We start from the raw sequence: 17,532 nt of genomic DNA on the forward strand, positions 1-17,532 counted from the left end.
AAGGAATGAAGGGAGGAAAAATCGATGCCTACAATTAACCAATTGGTACGTAAGCCTCGTAAATCTAAAATCACGAAATCAAATTCACCAGCGTTAAACAAAGGATATAACTCATTTAAAAAATCTTTAACTGATGTTAAATCTCCACAAAAACGTGGTGTTTGTACTCGTGTAGGTACAATGACGCCTAAAAAACCAAACTCAGCGTTACGTAAATACGCTCGTGTACGTTTAACTAACCAAATCGAGGTTACAGCGTACATTCCTGGTGAAGGCCACAACTTACAAGAGCACAGTGTTGTTCTTATCCGTGGCGGTCGTGTAAAAGACTTACCGGGTGTTCGTTACCATATCGTTCGTGGTGCTCTTGATACTGCTGGTGTAAACGGTCGTATGCAATCACGTTCTTTATACGGTACAAAACGCCCTAAAGAAAAAAAATAATTTAAATCCCACTATATATTTACTCAATGAAAGGAGGAAAACACATGCCTCGTAAAGGTCCTGTTTCCAAACGTGACGTGTTACCAGATCCAATTTATAATTCAAAACTAGTAACTCGTTTAATCAATAAAATGATGATTGATGGTAAAAGAGGTACTTCTCAAAAGATTTTATACGGTGCGTTCGAACTAGTTAAAGAACGTTCTGGTCAAGATCCAATCGAAGTATTCGAAGCTGCTCTAAATAACGTAATGCCAGTTCTTGAAGTACGTGCTCGCCGTGTTGGTGGTTCTAACTACCAAGTACCAGTTGAAGTACGCCCAGAACGTCGTACAACTTTAGGTCTTCGTTACCTAGTTAACTATTCTCGTCTTCGTGGTGAAAAAACTATGGAAGAGCGTTTAGCTAACGAAATCCTTGATGCTTCTAACAACACTGGTGCATCAGTTAAGAAACGTGAAGATATGCACAAAATGGCAGAAGCGAACAAAGCATTCGCTCACTACCGTTGGTAATCTAAACATAGCATAAGCCCAATATGGAAGGAGAAATACCTAATGAAACGCGAATTCTCACTAGAGAATACTCGTAATATTGGGATCATGGCTCACATTGATGCTGGTAAAACAACAACAACTGAGCGTATCCTTTATTACACAGGTAAGATTCACAAAATCGGTGAAACTCATGAAGGCGCTTCTCAAATGGACTGGATGGAGCAAGAGCAAGAACGTGGTATCACAATCACTTCTGCTGCGACAACAGCTCAATGGAAAGGCAACCGCGTAAACATCATCGATACTCCTGGACACGTAGACTTCACTGTAGAAGTAGAACGTTCTTTACGTGTACTTGACGGCGCAGTAACTGTACTTGATGCTCAATCTGGTGTTGAACCTCAAACAGAAACTGTATGGCGTCAAGCTACAACTTACGGTGTACCACGTATCGTATTCATTAACAAAATGGATAAAATGGGTGCAGACTTCCTATATTCTGTAGGTACTTTACACGAGCGTTTACAAGCAAATGCTCATCCAATCCAATTACCAATTGGTGCGGAAGATGAGTTCAAAGCAATTATTGACCTAGTTGAAATGGATGTAACTTACTACGATAACGAAGAAGGTACAGCATTACGTGAAGGTCAACCAATTCCTGAAGAATTCCAAGCGCAAGCTGAAGAATACCGTGAGAAGTTAATCGAAGCAATCGCTGAAGTTAACGAAGAAATCATGGAAAAATACTTTGCTGGTGAAGAAATTACAAAAGAAGAGCTTAAAGCGGCTATCCGTAAAGCGACAATCGCTGTAGAATTCTACCCAGTAATCTGTGGTACAGCATTCAAACACAAAGGTGTTCGTAAAATGCTTGACGCAGTTATCGATTACTTACCATCACCAGTTGATGTACCAGCTATTAAAGGTACAACTCCAGATGGTGATGAAACTGAACGTCCATCATCAGACGAAGCGCCATTCTCAGCTTTAGCATTTAAAGTTATGACTGACCCATTCGTAGGTAAATTAACGTTCTTCCGTGTGTACTCTGGTGTTCTTGAATCAGGTTCATACGTACAAAACTCTTCAAAAGGTAAACGTGAACGTGTAGGTCGTATCCTACAAATGCACGCTAACAGCCGTGAAGAGATTTCAAAAGTATTTGCTGGTGATATCGCAGCTGCTGTAGGTCTTAAAGATACAACAACTGGTGACACTCTTTGTGAAGAGAAAAACCTTGTTATCCTTGAGTCTATGGAGTTCCCAGAACCAGTTATCTCTCTTTCTGTAGAACCAAAATCAAAAGCTGACCAAGATAAAATGGGTCAAGCTTTACAAAAACTACAAGAAGAAGATCCAACATTCCGTGCACATACAGACCAAGAAACTGGTCAAACAATTATCTCAGGTATGGGTGAGCTTCACCTTGATATCTTAGTTGATCGTATGCGCCGTGAATTTAAAGTAGAAGCTAACGTAGGTGCTCCAATGGTATCTTACCGTGAAACATTCCGTGGCTCTGCTCAAGTTCAAGGTAAATTCACTCGTCAATCAGGTGGTCGTGGTCAATACGGTGACGTATGGATCGAGTTCTCTCCAAATGAAGAGGGTAAAGGCTTTGAATTCGAAAATGCTATCGTTGGTGGTGTAGTACCACGTGAATATATTCCAGCTGTAGAAGCAGGTCTTCGTGACTCGCTTGACCGCGGTGTAATCGCTGGTTACCCATTAATCGACATCAAAGCGAAATTATTCGATGGTTCATACCATGATGTTGACTCAAACGAAATGGCATTTAAAATCGCTGCATCAATGGCACTTAAAGCTGCTGCATCAAAATGTAGTCCAGTTCTTTTAGAGCCTATGATGAAAGTTGAAGTTGTAATTCCTGAAGAATATCTTGGTGATATCATGGGTAACATCACTTCTCGCCGTGGTCGCGTAGAAGGTATGGAAGCTCGCGGTAACGCTCAAGTTGTTCGTGCGATGGTTCCACTTTCAGAAATGTTTGGATATGCAACAACTTTACGTTCTGCAACGCAAGGTCGTGGTGTATTCTCAATGGTATTCGATCATTATGAAGAAGTACCAAAATCAATCTCTGAAGATATCATCAAAAAAAATAAAGGTGAATAATTGAAATTTCATCTTGCATAAAGTATAACTAATTTGTAAGCTATGATTGCAGGATAGGGGATGGGCCCGTTCTCTATCAGCATTCATTCTATAAATTTTAAATCTAAAACATACAATTTTGAGGAGGCAATCTCTAATGGCTAAAGAAAAATTTGACCGTTCTAAAACGCATGCTAACATTGGTACAATCGGACACGTTGACCATGGTAAAACTACTTTAACTGCTGCAATCGCTACAGTTCTTTCTAAAAAAATGGGTGGTACAGCTAAATCTTACGCTGATATCGATAACGCTCCAGAAGAAAAAGAACGTGGTATCACAATCAATACTTCTCACGTAGAATACGAAACTGAAACTCGTCACTATGCACACGTTGACTGCCCAGGACACGCTGACTATGTTAAAAACATGATCACTGGTGCTGCTCAAATGGACGGCGGTATCTTAGTAGTATCTGCTGCTGACGGCCCAATGCCACAAACTCGTGAACACATCCTTTTATCTCGTCAAGTAGGTGTTCCATACTTAGTAGTATTCATGAACAAATGTGATATGGTTGACGACGAAGAATTATTAGAATTAGTAGAAATGGAAATCCGTGACCTACTATCTGAATATGACTTCCCAGGTGACGATATTCCTGTAATCAAAGGTTCTGCTCTTAAAGCTCTTGAAGGTGAACCAGAATGGGAAGAAAAAATCGTTGAATTAATGGACGCTGTAGATTCTTACATCCCAACTCCAGAACGTCAAACTGACAAACCATTCATGATGCCAGTAGAGGACGTATTCTCTATTACTGGTCGTGGTACAGTTGCAACTGGCCGTGTTGAACGTGGTCAAGTTAAAGTTGGTGACGTAGTTGAAATCATCGGTATCGCTGAAGAAGCTAAATCTACTACTGTAACTGGTGTAGAAATGTTCCGTAAATTATTAGACTATGCTGAAGCTGGTGACAACATCGGTGCTTTACTACGTGGTGTTGCTCGTGAAGAAATCCAACGTGGTCAAGTATTAGCTAAACCAGGTTCAATTACTCCACACACTAACTTCAAAGCTGAAGTTTACGTTTTATCAAAAGAAGAGGGTGGCCGTCATACTCCATTCTTCTCTAACTACCGTCCTCAGTTCTACTTCCGTACAACTGACGTAACAGGTATCTGTAACTTACCAGAAGGCGTTGAAATGGTAATGCCTGGTGATAACATCGAAATGACAGTTGAACTTATCGCTCCAATCGCTCTTGAAGAAGGTACTAAATTCTCTATCCGTGAGGGTGGCCGTACTGTAGGCGCTGGCGTAGTTGCTTCTATCCAAAAATAATTTTAGCTCTTGCTAATTCCAAACCAATCTGTAGGGACGCCTACAGATTGGTTTTTTGTGTTAAAATAAAGAAAAATTAGAGTTTTAATTAGTGTATGTGTACATAACCACAAGCATGTCCTCTAGCGTAAATAATTAAAGGGAAAGGGGAACTGAGTATGGACATGAAAATTTTGCTGATTGAAGATGATCCTTCTATTTTTAGCATGATTCAAGAACGTTTTGAGCAGTGGTCACTAAACGTGGTTGGACCTAAAAATTTTCAGAAGGTGATGGATGACTTTATAGAGGAGAAGCCCCATCTCGTGCTAATTGATATTCAATTGCCTGCCTATGACGGCTTTCATTGGTGTCGTGAAATTCGTCATTTATCCAAAGTGCCAATCCTTTTTCTTTCTTCCCGAGATCACCCGATGGATATGGTGATGGCTATGCAAATGGGGGCTGATGATTTTATTCAAAAGCCTTTTCATATGGAAGTTTTACTCGCAAAAGCACAGGCTATTTTACGTAGAACCTATGATTACGTTGAAGAAAAAATGGATGTTACACGTTTTAACGATGCCATAATTGATTATGCGAGAAGTGAAATTATGTATAATGGTACCATTGCTTCTTTAACAAAAAATGAACTTTTTATTTTAAGAATATTAGTGGAGCAGGCTAATCATATCGTTTCAAGAGACGAGCTAATGAGAAAACTATGGGATGACGAACGTTTCGTAAACGATAATACTTTGTCTGTAAACGTTAATCGGTTACGTACAAAGCTAGAGGATATTGGTTTACATGAGGTAATACTAACAAAAAAGGGACTTGGTTATATGGCAGTATGCTGAGGGATGTGAGGGGAATTGTTATTATTATTTATTAGAGAACGCTTTGCTTGGATAGGATTTTTTATTTTTACTCTGATAATTCTAAATGTGCTGTTTTCTTTAGATGTTGGTTTAAATGGGGTTTCTATTTGGTATGTAAACGTTAGTTTACTTGTATGTTTTATACTCTTTTTTTGGTGTCGCTATGTCATCGAAGTTGGGAAATTAAAAGATTTCCTGGGAAATATGGATAGCCACCTTGATGATGCACATAGAAATAGTTTAGCTTTATCTCCTTTTCAAGAAGTATACTTTCGAAAAATGGAGGATGCATTTTTTGAAAAGAATTTAGAGTTAAATCAAGCCAAAGTGCAGATACAAGAACATTCTGATGAACTATTAGCTTGGGTCCATGAAGTAAAAGCACCTTTAACTGCCATTAATTTAATGTTTGAACATATTGAGGATTTACAGCTACGTCGAAAATTAGAGAATGAATGGCTAAGACTACATCTTTTGGTTGATCAACAACTGCATCAAACAAGATTATACGCTATTGAAAAAGATAATTATTTAAATGAGATTGAACTGAAGCCCATTATTTATAAAGAAATCCGAGCTATGCAAGCTTGGTGTCTTGAAAAAGGCATTGGCTTTGAAATTGGTGAACTGACAGAGATGGTTATGACAGATGGCAAGTGGCTAACTTTTATTATTCGACAAATTCTTTCGAATGCCATCAAGTATAGCCCAGTAAATTCTGAGATAACAATCTTTACAGAACATGATTCTACAGGTGCAACATTACTACATATTAAAGATATAGGTAGGGGTATACCTTTAGACGATTTACCTAGGATTTTTCAAAAATCTTATACAGGAACAGCGGGAAGGGAATCCTCTCAATCTACAGGTATGGGTCTCTATTTAGCATCTAATGTAGCCCATAAAATTGGTATTCGTATTAATGTTCAATCTAAAGTTGGTGAAGGCTCGCTATTTACACTACGTTTCCCCTTACAAAATGAATATGCGAAACTAACAGGTAGATGACGAAAATGTCACCTACCTTTTTATATTGTCATGTAAAACGCACGAATGATTAGGTTTGACAGGGTACACTTGAACTATAGAAAGGGGCGTTATGAAGTGACAGTTTTAATAGGACGTAAAATAAAGAAAGTGTATGGAAAAAAATCAACGGCTCAGGAAGTATTAAAGGGTATTGATGTAGAAGTGAATAGAGGAGAATTTGTAGGTATTATGGGACCTTCTGGCTCTGGTAAAACAACGCTTTTAAATGTCTTATGCTCAATTGACTTTGCGACAGAAGGTGTTATTGAGATAAACGGTCATAGTTTACGTGGTATGAAAGAAAAGGCTTTAGCAAACTTCCGAAGAGAGCAGCTGGGATTTATATTTCAAGACTATAATTTATTAGATACCTTGACAGTAAAAGAAAATATTCTTCTACCGTTAGCCATCAGTAAGTTACCAAAAGCTGTTGCCGAAAGTCGAGTGAAGGAACTCACTTCTTTGTTGGGAATCACGGAAATTTTAAATAAATACCCCAACGAAATATCAGGTGGACAAAAACAGCGTACCTCTGCTGCACGTGCACTTATTACCAATCCGTCATTGGTATTTGCAGACGAGCCCACTGGTGCACTAGATTCTAAATCAGCTACAGCCCTGCTTCAAAATCTACAAAATATAAATGAAACAAAAGAAGCGACAATTATGATGGTTACACACGATGCTGTAGCTGCAAGTTTCTGTACACGTGTGTTATTTCTAAAGGATGGCCTTATCTATAGTGAACTTTATAAGGGCGATAAAACAAGGCAGGCCTTTTTCAAAGAAATCATGCATACACAAAGTGTGCTAGGCGGTGACGGGTATGAGTCTTAGTAAGTTAGTACTTCGAAGTATGAAGAAAAATATGAAGCACTACTATCTATATTTCTTTGCACTTATTTTTAGTGTTACCTTATACTTTTCGTTTGTCACCTTGCAAAATAATACGGAGGTGTGGGCTGCTGTTCAAATGAGTGGAACAGCTACGGCCGGATTTAAGGCAGCAACTTATATTCTTTATTTTATCGTTTTATTCTTCGTTCTGTATGCAAACCATTTATTTATGAAGCGTCGTAGTAAGGAAATAGGTTTGTATCAACTGATCGGCATGACTAAGGGGCTAATCGTGCGTTTATTAGCGGTTGAAAACATTCTCTTATTTGTTGGAGCCGTTATTATAGGTATGTTGGCAGGCTTCTTTAGCTCTCGTGTGTTTGCAATGATTTTGCTTCGTGTGCTTGAAAAAGAAGCTCTCGTAACCATGACTTTTAGTACACAAGCTTTACTGCAGTCGATGATTGTATTTACTATCTTATTGATCATCGTTCTTATACAGATGGCTTGGATGATTCATCATGTGTCATTGTTATCATTATTTAGTGCAGCAAAACAAGCAGATGAGCGTGTGAGACGCTTTAGTGCGTTCCAGATGGTTATTGGCTTTTTGGGTCTTATACTGATTGTTTATGGCTACTATGCATCGACAAAGTTGTTCGATATCGAATCTGCTGGTAATTTATTTATCAATATGATAATTATTTTAGCTACTACAATTGGTGGAACATTCCTTGTTTTTCGTTTCTCTGTAGCATTTATTATGAATACTATTCGCCTAAAGAAAAAAGGGCATTTATCCATAAAGGATGTATTAGCATTAACGCCCATCATGCATCGCATGAAGAGCAATGCAAAGTCATTAACGCTAATCACCGTGTTAACAGGCGTTTCTCTAGGCGTGACGACTCTTTCCTATATCGCCTACTACTCCTCGGAAGCATCTGCATATAGCCAAGTACCTGGTGATTTCATATTGCTTGAAGAGCAAGGGGAGGAATTTTTAGAGAAGTTAGAGGAAAATAATATTGCTTATGATAAAATTGACTACCGTCTTCAGGGAGTAACCGCTGCTGTAGGTCAATTGATGTCTAAAAAACAGCAGGATAACCCTTTATATACAATGGAAGGCACAATTTATACCATTCCGCTTTCAGATTACCAGCAGAGTGTTCCTGAGGCTAAGCTTTCAGGGAATGAGGTTATCTTGACAAACTATGGTGGTTATATGGCTGAAATGTTCCCGTTAGAGAAAGATCATGATTTAGTAGTATCTGCAGGAGAACTTGAAGAAACTTTTCATGTCGTTGATATCCACGATAAAAGCGTGATAAGTGGTATTGTAACGGCTGGGGGTGGTGGACCTATCTTTGTTGTGACAGATGATATGTTTAAAAGTTTAACTACACAGGCAGCTCTTTATCCTTGGCATCATCAAACAACAATTACTTTAAAATCTAACGAAGATATTGCAACAGCAGAAAAATTATATATTCAATCAAATGCAGGTATTATTACGGCTGTAGATGATAAAGGGAAGACAAAGCAATATACACAATCATCCTATGAAGGAAAACGTAAAGACAATATTGAATCATTGGGTCTTACCATCTTTACAACAGCGTTTTTAGGGTTAGCGTTTTTAATGACCACAGGTAGTATTCTATACTTTAAACAAATGTCTGAGGCGGAGGAAGAACGTGATTCCTATACAATCCTACGAAAGATTGGTTTTGCTGAAAAAGATATCATGAAGGGTATTTATATGAAACAGGCCTTTAATTTCGGTGTTCCACTAGTTATTGGGTTATTGCATAGCTACTTTGCTGTTAAGTCAGGATGGTTTTTATTTGGGACAGAGTTAACAGCTCCCTTGTGGATTGCAATGTGCTGTTATATAGCTTTATATACGATTTTTGCTATTCTATCGGTAGGCTACTATAAAAAGGTTGTACGTCAGTCGTTGTAATATTAAATAAGGGGAAACTCGGAAACAGTGTGGTGGTTATCATTGACACTGTTTTTTTAGTGCAAAAAATATAGAAGTTACAAAAAACCTTGACTTTCAATTATCAGAATAATAAAGTTTAACATGTTAGTAATTTAGTGTATGAAAGTAGAGTGTAACAATGAATGCAGTAATTGCGGCTGTTGCCGTTATGTTAATATTAAGCTTGCTTCGCATCAATGTAGTTCTCTCGTTAGTTCTAGGAGCATTTGTAGGTGGTCTAACTAGTGGGATGGGAATTGAGTCAACAGTCCAATCATTTACAGAGGGATTAGGAGCAGGAGCAACCATTGCATTAAGTTATGGCTTACTTGGTGGTTTTGCAATCGCCATTGCCAAAACAGGAATACCCGAATTAATGATAGCCGGGATGTTAAAAATATTAAAGGGTGAAAGTAATAGAAAAGGACTTGTGAAGGTATTAATTTTCTTCCTTATTTTTGTGATGTCTATTTTATCTCAAAATGTTATTCCTATTCATATTGCCTTCATTCCATTATTAATACCTCCTATTTTAAAGATTTTAAATATGCTAGAAGTCGATCGACGTATAATTGCAACGTTGATTGCAGTAGGCTTAATTGGTACTTATAGTTTTGTACCTGCTGGTTTTGGAGCAATCTTTCAAGATATCGTTGCTACACAAGTGTCAGAGGCAGGAATGGCTGTTTCTTCACGTGATGTCCCTGCAGCAATGGGTATTCCCGTATTAGGAATGCTAATCGGATTGATAATTGCCTTCGCTGTATACCGCAAACCAAGACATTATAAGCATAGTGAAGTGGAGACGGAATCTTTAAATGTAAACGTCAGCAAATTCATTATGTTTTCTACAGCTCTGGCACTAGTAATATCACTATGCGCTCAAGTGTTAACAGACTCAATGATTGTAGGCTCGTTTGCAGGTATTATGATTATGTATTTTACAGGTGCTCTTAAATGGAGAGAAGCAGATGATATTCTTTCTGAAGGAATGAAGATGATGGCCTTTATTGGCTTTGTTATGATTGCGGCAAATGGTTTTGCGGCGGTAATCAATGCAACAGGTGATGTGGACAGCTTAATTACAGATTCACTCACTGTATTAGAAGGAAATAGAAGTCTTGCTGTCTTCATCATGTTAGTCATAGGATTAGTTGTGACGATGGGGATTGGTTCGTCCTTCGCTACAGTGCCTATAATCGCGACACTATTTGTTCCGCTAGCACAAGGTTTAGATATGAGTCCTTTAGCGATATTATGCTTAATCGGTACAGCTGGTGCTTTAGGAGACGCAGGTTCTCCAGCATCCGATTCTACATTAGGGCCAACAGCAGGCCTTAATGTTGATGGCCAGCATCATCATATTTGGGATACCTGTGTTCCTACGTTTATTTTCATTAACATACCACTAATCCTGTTTGGTTGGATTGCTTGTGTGTTCTTTCTATAATAAGGAGGTAGTTTCTATAATTATATAGAAACTACTTTTTTCTTTTTTGAGTTATTTGAAATGTGCGAAAATGTTGATATGACAACCTTAAGTGTTGCAATATGTATAGAAATTTTATATACTAATAAACGGCTTAATAAAGCGAAGAAATAGTAGTACTAAGAATATCTGCAACATTTAAAAGAATTTAGCGAAAAGACTTGCTTATTCTTTTTTTATTGTATATAATGTTGAATGTTGGTCTTTGACTGCGATGAAGCGAGAGGTTGCCGACACACCCGGCCGCTTTGCCATGGCGGTGTGTGGGAAAATTTTCGTGGAGAATGTCTAGAAAATAGGCGAGAAGGAGGGAAAATAATGGCAAAACAAAAGATTCGTATTCGTTTAAAAGCGTATGATCACCGTATTTTAGATCAATCTGCTGAGAAAATTGTGGAAACTGCAAAACGTTCAGGTGCAAGTGTATCAGGTCCGATTCCACTTCCAACTGAGAAGTCTGTGTACACAATTCTTCGTGCGGTTCACAAGTACAAAGATTCTCGTGAACAATTCGAAATGCGTACGCATAAACGTCTGATCGATATCGTTAACCCAACACCACAAACTGTTGACGCGTTAATGAAACTTGATTTACCATCTGGCGTTGATATCGAAATCAAACTTTAATGGTAAAAACAATATAACTTTTAAAACTTACAGGAGGTGTGACAAATGGCTAAAGGAATCTTAGGTAGAAAAATTGGTATGACACAAGTTTTCGCTGAAAACGGCGATTTAATCCCGGTAACAGTTATCGAAGCTACTCCAAACGTAGTTCTTCAAAAGAAAACTGTTGAAACAGACGGCTACGAAGCAATTCAAGTTGGTTTCGAAGACAAGCGCGTTAAGCTTTCTAACAAACCAGAACAAGGTCACGTAGCAAAAGCGAACACTGCTCCTAAGCGCTTCATTCGTGAATTCCGCAACGTGAACGTGGAAGAATACGAAGTTGGTCAAGAAGTCAAAGTAGAAATTTTCGCAGAAGGCGATGTAATCGATGTAACAGGAGTTACTAAAGGTAAAGGTTTCCAAGGTGTTATCAAACGCCACGGACAATCTCGTGGTCCTATGGCCCACGGTTCTCGTTACCACCGTCGTCCTGGTTCAATGGGTCCAGTTGCTCCGAACCGCGTATTCAAACAAAAGAAATTACCTGGTCAAATGGGTGGCAATGTAGTTACAATCCAAAACTTAGAAATCGTGAAAGTTGACACAGATCGTAACTTACTACTTGTTAAAGGTAATGTTCCTGGTTCTAAAAAAGCTCTAGTTACAGTAAAAACTGCAATTAAAGCTAAGTAATCACTTAAGGAAAGGAGGAAACAGGAATGACAAAAGTATCTGTACTTAGTCAAACAGGTGCTTCAGTTGGTGAAATCGAATTAAACGATGCGATCTTCGGAATCGAGCCAAATGAAGCAGTATTATTCGACGCAGTAGTTGCTCAACGCGCTTCTCTTCGTCAAGGTAATCACAAGGTTAAAAACCGTTCTGAAGTTGCTGGTGGTGGTCGTAAACCATGGCGTCAAAAAGGAACTGGTCGTGCTCGTCAAGGTTCTATCCGTTCTCCACAATGGCGCGGCGGTGGTATCGTATTCGGTCCTACTCCACGTAGCTATTCTTATAAATTACCTAAAAAAGTTCGTCGTTTAGCTCTTAAATCTGCTTTATCAGCTAAAGTAGTAGAACAAAACTTCTTAGTTCTTGATGCTCTAACTCTAGCAGCACCAAAAACAAAAGAATTCACAAAAATCCTTAAAGATCTTTCTTTAGAGAAAAAATCTTTATTCGTAACTGCTGACCTAGATGAAAACGTAGCATTATCTGCTCGTAACATCCCAGGTGTAACAGTTTTAACTGCAAACGGAATCAACGTTCTTGATCTATTAGGTCATGATAAAGTTGTATTCACTAAGTCTGCAGTAGAAAAAGTTGAGGAGGTGCTTGGATAATGGAAGCACGTGATATTTTAAAACGTCCGGTCATTACTGAGCGTTCTTCAGAACTTATGGCAGAGAAAAAGTATACTTTCGAAGTAGACACTCGCGCTAACAAAACTCAAGTAAAAGACGCTGTAGAAGAAATCTTTGGCGTAAAAGTTGAGAAAGTAAACGTTCTTAACTACAAAGGTAAATTCAAACGCGTAGGCCGTTACGGTGGTTACACTAACAAACGTCGTAAAGCGATCGTTAAACTAACTGCTGATAGCAAAGAAATTGAATTATTCGAAATGTAATCCTAACGGATTTATGATTTGAACACTCAAGAAGGAGGGAAAACACAATGGCGATTAAAAAGTATAAACCTACCTCTAATGGTCGTCGTAACATGACGTCATTAGACTTTGCGGAAATTACAACTAACAAGCCTGAGAAATCATTGCTTGAACCAACTAAACGCAAAGCTGGTCGTAACAACCAAGGTAAAATCACTGTTCGTCATCATGGTGGTGGTCATAAGAAGCAATACCGTGTTATCGATTTCAAACGTGTTAAAGATGGCATTCCGGCAAAAGTTGCTACTATTGAATATGATCCAAACCGTTCTGCGAATATCGCATTAATCAACTACGCTGATGGAGCAAAAGCTTACATCTTAGCACCAAAAGGTCTAGAGGTTGGTCAAACAATCGTTTCTGGTCCAGATGCTGATATTAAAGTAGGTAACACTTTACCATTAGCAAACATTCCAATGGGTACTACAATCCATAACATCGAGTTAAAACCTGGTAAAGGCGGACAATTAGTACGTTCAGCTGGTACTTCTGCGCAAGTACTTGGTCGTGAAGATAAGTACGTTATCGTTCGTTTACAATCTGGTGAAGTACGTTTAGTTTTAGCTACTTGCCGCGCTACAATCGGTCAAGTTGGTAACGAACAACACGAACTTGTACACATCGGTAAAGCAGGTCGTAGCCGTTGGTTAGGTAAACGCCCAGAAGTTCGTGGTTCTGTAATGAACCCTAACGATCACCCACACGGTGGTGGTGAAGGACGTTCTCCAATCGGACGTAAATCACCAATGACTCCTTGGGGTAAACCAGCACTTGGTTACAAAACTCGCAAGAAGAAAAACAAATCGGATAAATTTATCATCCGTAGTCGTAAAAAATAAAGTGGTTAAACTACGGTTCTATGTGAGAGCCGTGGTGGAATCACGGAGGGAGGTTCCTACATGGGTCGCAGCTTGAAAAAAGGACCTTTTGTCGATGACCACTTAATGAAAAAAGTGGAAGCGCAAGAGGCTTCTGAGAAAAAACAAGTTATCAAAACTTGGTCACGCCGTTCTACAATCTTCCCGAACTTCATCGGTTTAACGATTGCTGTATATGATGGACGTAAACATGTTCCTGTATACGTAACAGAAGATATGGTAGGCCATAAACTTGGTGAGTTCGCACCGACACGTACTTATAAAGGTCACGGTGCAGACGACAAGAAAACAAGACGCTAATTTTGAGAGGAGGTAAATCCTAATGACACAAGCTAAAGCTATCGCTCGTACAGTACGCATTGCTCCTCGCAAAGTACGTCTAGTTGTAGACTTAATCCGAGGTAAGCAAGTTGGTGAAGCAGTTGCAATTTTACGTCATACTCCAAAAGCGGCGTCTCCAGTCGTTGAGAAAGTATTAAAATCTGCAGTTGCTAACGCTGAGCACAACTACGATCTTGACATCAACTCTTTAGTAGTTTCTGAAGTATTCGTTGACGAAGGTCCAACTTTAAAACGTTTCCGTCCACGTGCACAAGGACGTGCAAGCGCAATTAACAAACGCACAAGCCACATTACTCTAGTGGTATCTGAGAAGAAGGAGGGTTAATCCGTGGGTCAAAAAGTACATCCAATAGGACTACGCGTTGGTATTATTCGTGACTGGGAGTCAAAATGGTACGCTGAAAAAGACTATGCAACTCTACTTCACGAAGACATCAAAGTGCGTAAATATATTGAAACGGCTCTTAAAGACGCTTCAGTTTCTAAAGTAGAAATCGAACGTGCTGCAAACCGTGTAAACATTACAATTCACACTGCGAAACCAGGTATGGTAATCGGTAAAGGTGGTACTGAAGTTGAAAATCTTCGTAAATACCTTAGCGATTTAACTGGTAAACGTGTACACATCAACATCATTGAAATCAAACGTGCAGATCTTGACGCTCGTCTAGTAGCTGAAAACATCGCTCGTCAATTAGAAAATCGTGTATCATTCCGTCGTGCGCAAAAGCAAGCGATCCAACGCACAATCCGCGCTGGTGCAAAAGGAATTAAAACACAAGTATCTGGTCGTTTAGGTGGCGCTGATATCGCGCGTGCTGAACACTATAGTGAAGGAACTGTTCCACTTCATACTCTACGTGCTGACATCGATTATGCACACGCAGAAGCTGATACTACTTACGGTAAATTAGGCGTTAAAGTATGGATCTACCGTGGTGAAGTTCTTCCTACGAAGAAATCTGTGGAAGGAGGCAAATAATATGTTATTGCCTAAACGCGTTAAATACCGTCGTGAACACCGCGGCAACATGCGTGGCGAAGCGAAAGGCGGTAAAGAAGTAACTTTCGGCGAATGGGGCTTACAAGCTCAAACTGCTAGCTGGATTACTAACCGTCAAATCGAATCTGCTCGTATCGCGATGACTCGTTACATGAAACGTGGCGGTAAAGTTTGGATTAAAATCTTCCCACATAAACCTTACACTAAAAAACCTCTAGAAGTCCGCATGGGTTCTGGTAAAGGTTCTCCTGAAGGTTGGGTAGCAGTAGTTAAACCAGGAAAAGTAATGTTCGAAATTGCTGGCGTATCTGAAGAAGTTGCACGTGAAGCACTTCGTTTAGCATCACACAAACTTCCTGTTAAATGTAAGATCGTAAAACGTCAAGAAACTGGTGGTGAATCTAATGAAAGCTAATGAAATCCGTGACCTTGCTACTTCTGAAATAGAATTAAAAGTGAAATCACTGAAAGAAGAGCTTTTCAACCTTCGCTTCCAATTGGCGACTGGTCAATTAGAAAACACAGCTCGTATTCGTGAAGTGCGTAAAGCAATCGCGCGTATGAAAACTGTTATTCGTGAAAGAGAAATCAGTGCAAATAACTGATAAAGGAGGTTTTCAAGTATGACTGAGCGCAATCAACGCAAAGTTTACACGGGCCGCGTTGTTTCAGATAAAATGGACAAAACTGTTACTGTTTTAGTTGAAACTTACAAAAAGCACAAGCTTTATGGTAAGCGTGTAAAATACTCTAAAAAGTTTAAAGCTCATGATGAGTTAAACACAGCGAAAATCGGTGATATCGTACGTATCATGGAAACTCGCCCGCTATCAGCTACTAAACGTTTCCGTCTAGTAGAAGTTGTAGAAAAAGCGGTTATTATTTAATAACTATTTCGGAACAACCAATTTCCGAAGGGAGGTAACCTAAGTGATCCAACAAGAAAGTCGTATGAAAGTTGCTGACAACTCAGGTGCACGTGAAGTTCTTACAATTAAAGTGCTTGGTGGCTCTGGCCGTAAAACTGCTAACATCGGTGATATCGTTGTTTGTACAGTTAAGAAAGCAACACCAGGTGGCGTTGTCAAGAAGGGTGACGTTGTTAAAGCTGTTATCGTTCGTACTAAATCAGGCGTTCGTCGTAAAGACGGCACGTACATCAAATTTGATGAAAATGCTTGTGTAATTATTCGTGATGATAAATCACCACGCGGAACTCGTATTTTCGGACCTGTTGCACGTGAACTACGTGACAGCAACTTCATGAAAATCGTTTCTCTAGCTCCAGAAGTTCTTTAATTTCATGACAGTGCCAATCAAGGAGGTGCGACAGCATGCATGTAAAAAAAGGTGACAAGGTTAAGGTAATCACTGGTAAGGATAAAGGCAAAGAAGGCGTAATCCTTGCTGCTTTCCCAAAACAAGATCGCGTTCTTGTTGAAGGTGTGAACATCGTGAAAAAACACGTTAAACCTAACCAATTGAATCCACAAGGTGGTATTGTTAGCCAAGAGGCTGCAATTCACGTTTCGAACGTAATGCTAATCGATCCTAAATCTGGCGAGCCGACTCGTGTAGGTTATAAAATCGAAAACGGTAAAAAAGTTCGTGTAGCAAAAAAATCAGGTGCAGTAATCGACTAATTAGTATAAATAGAAGGGAGGTACACACATGAGCCGCCTAAAAGAAAAATATTTAAATGAAGTTTCTCCAGCTCTTATGAGCAAATTTGGATATAAATCAGTTATGCAACTACCGAAAGTTGAGAAAATCGTTATCAACATGGGTGTTGGTGATGCAGTTCAAAACTCTAAAGCGTTAGATGCAGCTGTTGAAGAATTAACAATTATCACTGGTCAAAAACCAGTAGTAACTAAAGCTAAAAAATCGATCGCAGGTTTCCGTCTTCGTGAAGGTATGCCTATCGGTGCTAAAGTTACATTACGCGGTGAGCGTATGTATGAATTCTTGGACAAATTAATTTCTATCTCACTACCTCGTGTACGTGACTTCCGTGGTGTTTCTAAAAAAGCATTCGATGGTCGCGGTAACTACACACTAGGTGTTAAAGAACAATTAATTTTCCCAGAAATCGATTACGATAAAGTTTCAAAAGTACGCGGTATGGACATCGTGATCGTAACGACAGCGAACTCTGACGAAGAAGCTCGCGAGTTATTGACACAATTCGGTATGCCGTTCCAAAAGTAATCAAACAAGGAGGGCGAAAACGTGGCTAAAAAATCTATGATCGTTAAACAACAACGTAAGCAAAAGTTTAAAGTGCAAGAGTATACACGTTGTGAACGCTGTGGTCGTCCACATTCAGTATATCGCAAATTCAAACTTTGCCGTATTTGTTTCCGAGAACTTGCATATAAGGGACAAATTCCTGGCGTGAAAAAAGCCAGCTGGTAATCCC

24 protein-coding genes are annotated in these 17,532 nt (G+C 39.2%); all 24 read left to right on the forward strand.

Annotated elements, in window-relative coordinates; all coding sequences use genetic code 11:
- Positions 1-24: 24 nt before the first annotated feature.
- The 24 genes from rpsL to ACMGGO_RS23640 all read left to right on the forward strand — a co-directional run bounded on the left by rpsL (position 25) and on the right by ACMGGO_RS23640 (position 17,528).
- Positions 25-444 carry a 30S ribosomal protein S12 gene (gene rpsL / locus ACMGGO_RS23525; protein ID WP_004233609.1) on the forward strand — a complete coding sequence of 140 codons (420 nt, stop codon included), beginning with the start codon at positions 25-27 and terminating at the stop codon, positions 442-444.
- Positions 445-488: 44 nt separating this feature from the next.
- Positions 489-959: a 30S ribosomal protein S7 gene (rpsG, locus tag ACMGGO_RS23530; RefSeq protein WP_004233610.1), complete on the forward strand. Its 471-nt coding sequence runs from the start codon at positions 489-491 to the stop codon at positions 957-959.
- 42 nt (positions 960-1,001) lie between these two features.
- Complete coding sequence (gene fusA, locus ACMGGO_RS23535) at positions 1,002-3,080, forward strand: elongation factor G (RefSeq protein ID WP_048395562.1); 2,079 nt, start codon at positions 1,002-1,004, stop codon at positions 3,078-3,080.
- 136 nt (positions 3,081-3,216) lie between these two features.
- Complete coding sequence (gene tuf, locus ACMGGO_RS23540) at positions 3,217-4,404, forward strand: elongation factor Tu (protein ID WP_004233614.1); 1,188 nt, start codon at positions 3,217-3,219, stop codon at positions 4,402-4,404.
- A 158-nt stretch (positions 4,405-4,562) separates the two neighbouring features.
- On the forward strand, positions 4,563-5,243 hold the full coding sequence (locus ACMGGO_RS23545; RefSeq protein WP_081010943.1) for a response regulator transcription factor: 681 nt from the start codon (positions 4,563-4,565) through the stop codon (positions 5,241-5,243).
- A 15-nt stretch (positions 5,244-5,258) separates the two neighbouring features.
- Positions 5,259-6,275 carry a sensor histidine kinase gene (locus tag ACMGGO_RS23550; RefSeq protein WP_420282301.1) on the forward strand — a complete coding sequence of 339 codons (1,017 nt, stop codon included), beginning with the start codon at positions 5,259-5,261 and terminating at the stop codon, positions 6,273-6,275.
- Positions 6,276-6,371: 96 nt separating this feature from the next.
- Entirely contained in the window at positions 6,372-7,133 is a 762-nt protein-coding gene (locus tag ACMGGO_RS23555; RefSeq protein ID WP_048395566.1) for an ABC transporter ATP-binding protein, read from the forward strand.
- Complete coding sequence (locus tag ACMGGO_RS23560) at positions 7,123-9,102, forward strand: FtsX-like permease family protein (RefSeq protein ID WP_066038309.1); 1,980 nt, start codon at positions 7,123-7,125, stop codon at positions 9,100-9,102. The genes ACMGGO_RS23555 and ACMGGO_RS23560 overlap by 11 nt, the downstream gene beginning before the upstream one ends.
- 160 nt (positions 9,103-9,262) lie before the next feature.
- Positions 9,263-10,573, forward strand: coding sequence for a Na+/H+ antiporter family protein (locus tag ACMGGO_RS23565; RefSeq protein WP_420282302.1), 1,311 nt, complete (start codon positions 9,263-9,265; stop codon positions 10,571-10,573).
- Positions 10,574-10,930: 357 nt separating this feature from the next.
- A complete protein-coding gene (gene rpsJ / locus ACMGGO_RS23570) occupies positions 10,931-11,239 on the forward strand; it encodes a 30S ribosomal protein S10 (protein ID WP_004233624.1) in 309 nt (102 codons plus the stop codon).
- A gap of 45 nt (positions 11,240-11,284) precedes the next feature.
- On the forward strand, positions 11,285-11,914 hold the full coding sequence (rplC, locus tag ACMGGO_RS23575) for a 50S ribosomal protein L3 (RefSeq protein WP_004233625.1): 630 nt from the start codon (positions 11,285-11,287) through the stop codon (positions 11,912-11,914).
- Positions 11,915-11,940: 26 nt separating this feature from the next.
- Positions 11,941-12,564: a 50S ribosomal protein L4 gene (gene rplD / locus ACMGGO_RS23580; RefSeq protein ID WP_004233626.1), complete on the forward strand. Its 624-nt coding sequence runs from the start codon at positions 11,941-11,943 to the stop codon at positions 12,562-12,564.
- A complete protein-coding gene (rplW, locus tag ACMGGO_RS23585; RefSeq protein WP_004233628.1) occupies positions 12,564-12,848 on the forward strand; it encodes a 50S ribosomal protein L23 in 285 nt (94 codons plus the stop codon). The genes rplD and rplW overlap by 1 nt, the downstream gene beginning before the upstream one ends.
- Positions 12,849-12,895: 47 nt before the next feature.
- A complete protein-coding gene (rplB, locus tag ACMGGO_RS23590) occupies positions 12,896-13,726 on the forward strand; it encodes a 50S ribosomal protein L2 (RefSeq protein WP_009373990.1) in 831 nt (276 codons plus the stop codon).
- 60 nt (positions 13,727-13,786) lie between these two features.
- The gene (rpsS, locus tag ACMGGO_RS23595) at positions 13,787-14,065 is read left to right on the forward strand and encodes a 30S ribosomal protein S19 (protein WP_004233637.1); all 279 of its coding nucleotides are present in this window, start codon (positions 13,787-13,789) and stop codon (positions 14,063-14,065) included.
- 22 nt (positions 14,066-14,087) lie between these two features.
- Entirely contained in the window at positions 14,088-14,432 is a 345-nt protein-coding gene (rplV, locus tag ACMGGO_RS23600) for a 50S ribosomal protein L22 (RefSeq protein WP_004233639.1), read from the forward strand.
- A 3-nt stretch (positions 14,433-14,435) separates the two neighbouring features.
- Positions 14,436-15,089, forward strand: a complete 654-nt coding sequence (rpsC, locus tag ACMGGO_RS23605) for a 30S ribosomal protein S3 (RefSeq protein ID WP_004233642.1) — start codon at positions 14,436-14,438, stop codon at positions 15,087-15,089.
- Between the two features lies 1 nt (position 15,090).
- Positions 15,091-15,525: a 50S ribosomal protein L16 gene (rplP, locus tag ACMGGO_RS23610; RefSeq protein ID WP_004233644.1), complete on the forward strand. Its 435-nt coding sequence runs from the start codon at positions 15,091-15,093 to the stop codon at positions 15,523-15,525.
- The gene (gene rpmC, locus ACMGGO_RS23615) at positions 15,515-15,715 is read left to right on the forward strand and encodes a 50S ribosomal protein L29 (RefSeq protein ID WP_004233646.1); all 201 of its coding nucleotides are present in this window, start codon (positions 15,515-15,517) and stop codon (positions 15,713-15,715) included. Before rplP ends, rpmC begins: the two co-directional genes overlap by 11 nt.
- A gap of 18 nt (positions 15,716-15,733) precedes the next feature.
- Positions 15,734-15,997, forward strand: a complete 264-nt coding sequence (gene rpsQ / locus ACMGGO_RS23620; RefSeq protein WP_004233648.1) for a 30S ribosomal protein S17 — start codon at positions 15,734-15,736, stop codon at positions 15,995-15,997.
- Positions 15,998-16,040: 43 nt separating this feature from the next.
- Positions 16,041-16,409 (forward strand): 50S ribosomal protein L14, encoded by a 369-nt coding sequence (gene rplN, locus ACMGGO_RS23625; protein ID WP_004233650.1) that lies wholly within the window; start codon positions 16,041-16,043, stop codon positions 16,407-16,409.
- A gap of 35 nt (positions 16,410-16,444) precedes the next feature.
- Positions 16,445-16,753: a 50S ribosomal protein L24 gene (gene rplX / locus ACMGGO_RS23630; protein ID WP_004233652.1), complete on the forward strand. Its 309-nt coding sequence runs from the start codon at positions 16,445-16,447 to the stop codon at positions 16,751-16,753.
- A 28-nt stretch (positions 16,754-16,781) separates the two neighbouring features.
- Positions 16,782-17,321 carry a 50S ribosomal protein L5 gene (gene rplE, locus ACMGGO_RS23635; protein ID WP_004233654.1) on the forward strand — a complete coding sequence of 180 codons (540 nt, stop codon included), beginning with the start codon at positions 16,782-16,784 and terminating at the stop codon, positions 17,319-17,321.
- A gap of 21 nt (positions 17,322-17,342) precedes the next feature.
- On the forward strand, positions 17,343-17,528 hold the full coding sequence (locus ACMGGO_RS23640; protein ID WP_004233656.1) for a type Z 30S ribosomal protein S14: 186 nt from the start codon (positions 17,343-17,345) through the stop codon (positions 17,526-17,528).
- The last annotated feature ends 4 nt before the right edge of the window (positions 17,529-17,532 follow it).

The sequence above is a fragment of the Lysinibacillus sp. BNK-21 genome, assembly GCF_048684915.1.
In the GTDB taxonomy this organism is placed as follows: domain Bacteria; phylum Bacillota; class Bacilli; order Bacillales_A; family Planococcaceae; genus Lysinibacillus; species Lysinibacillus capsici.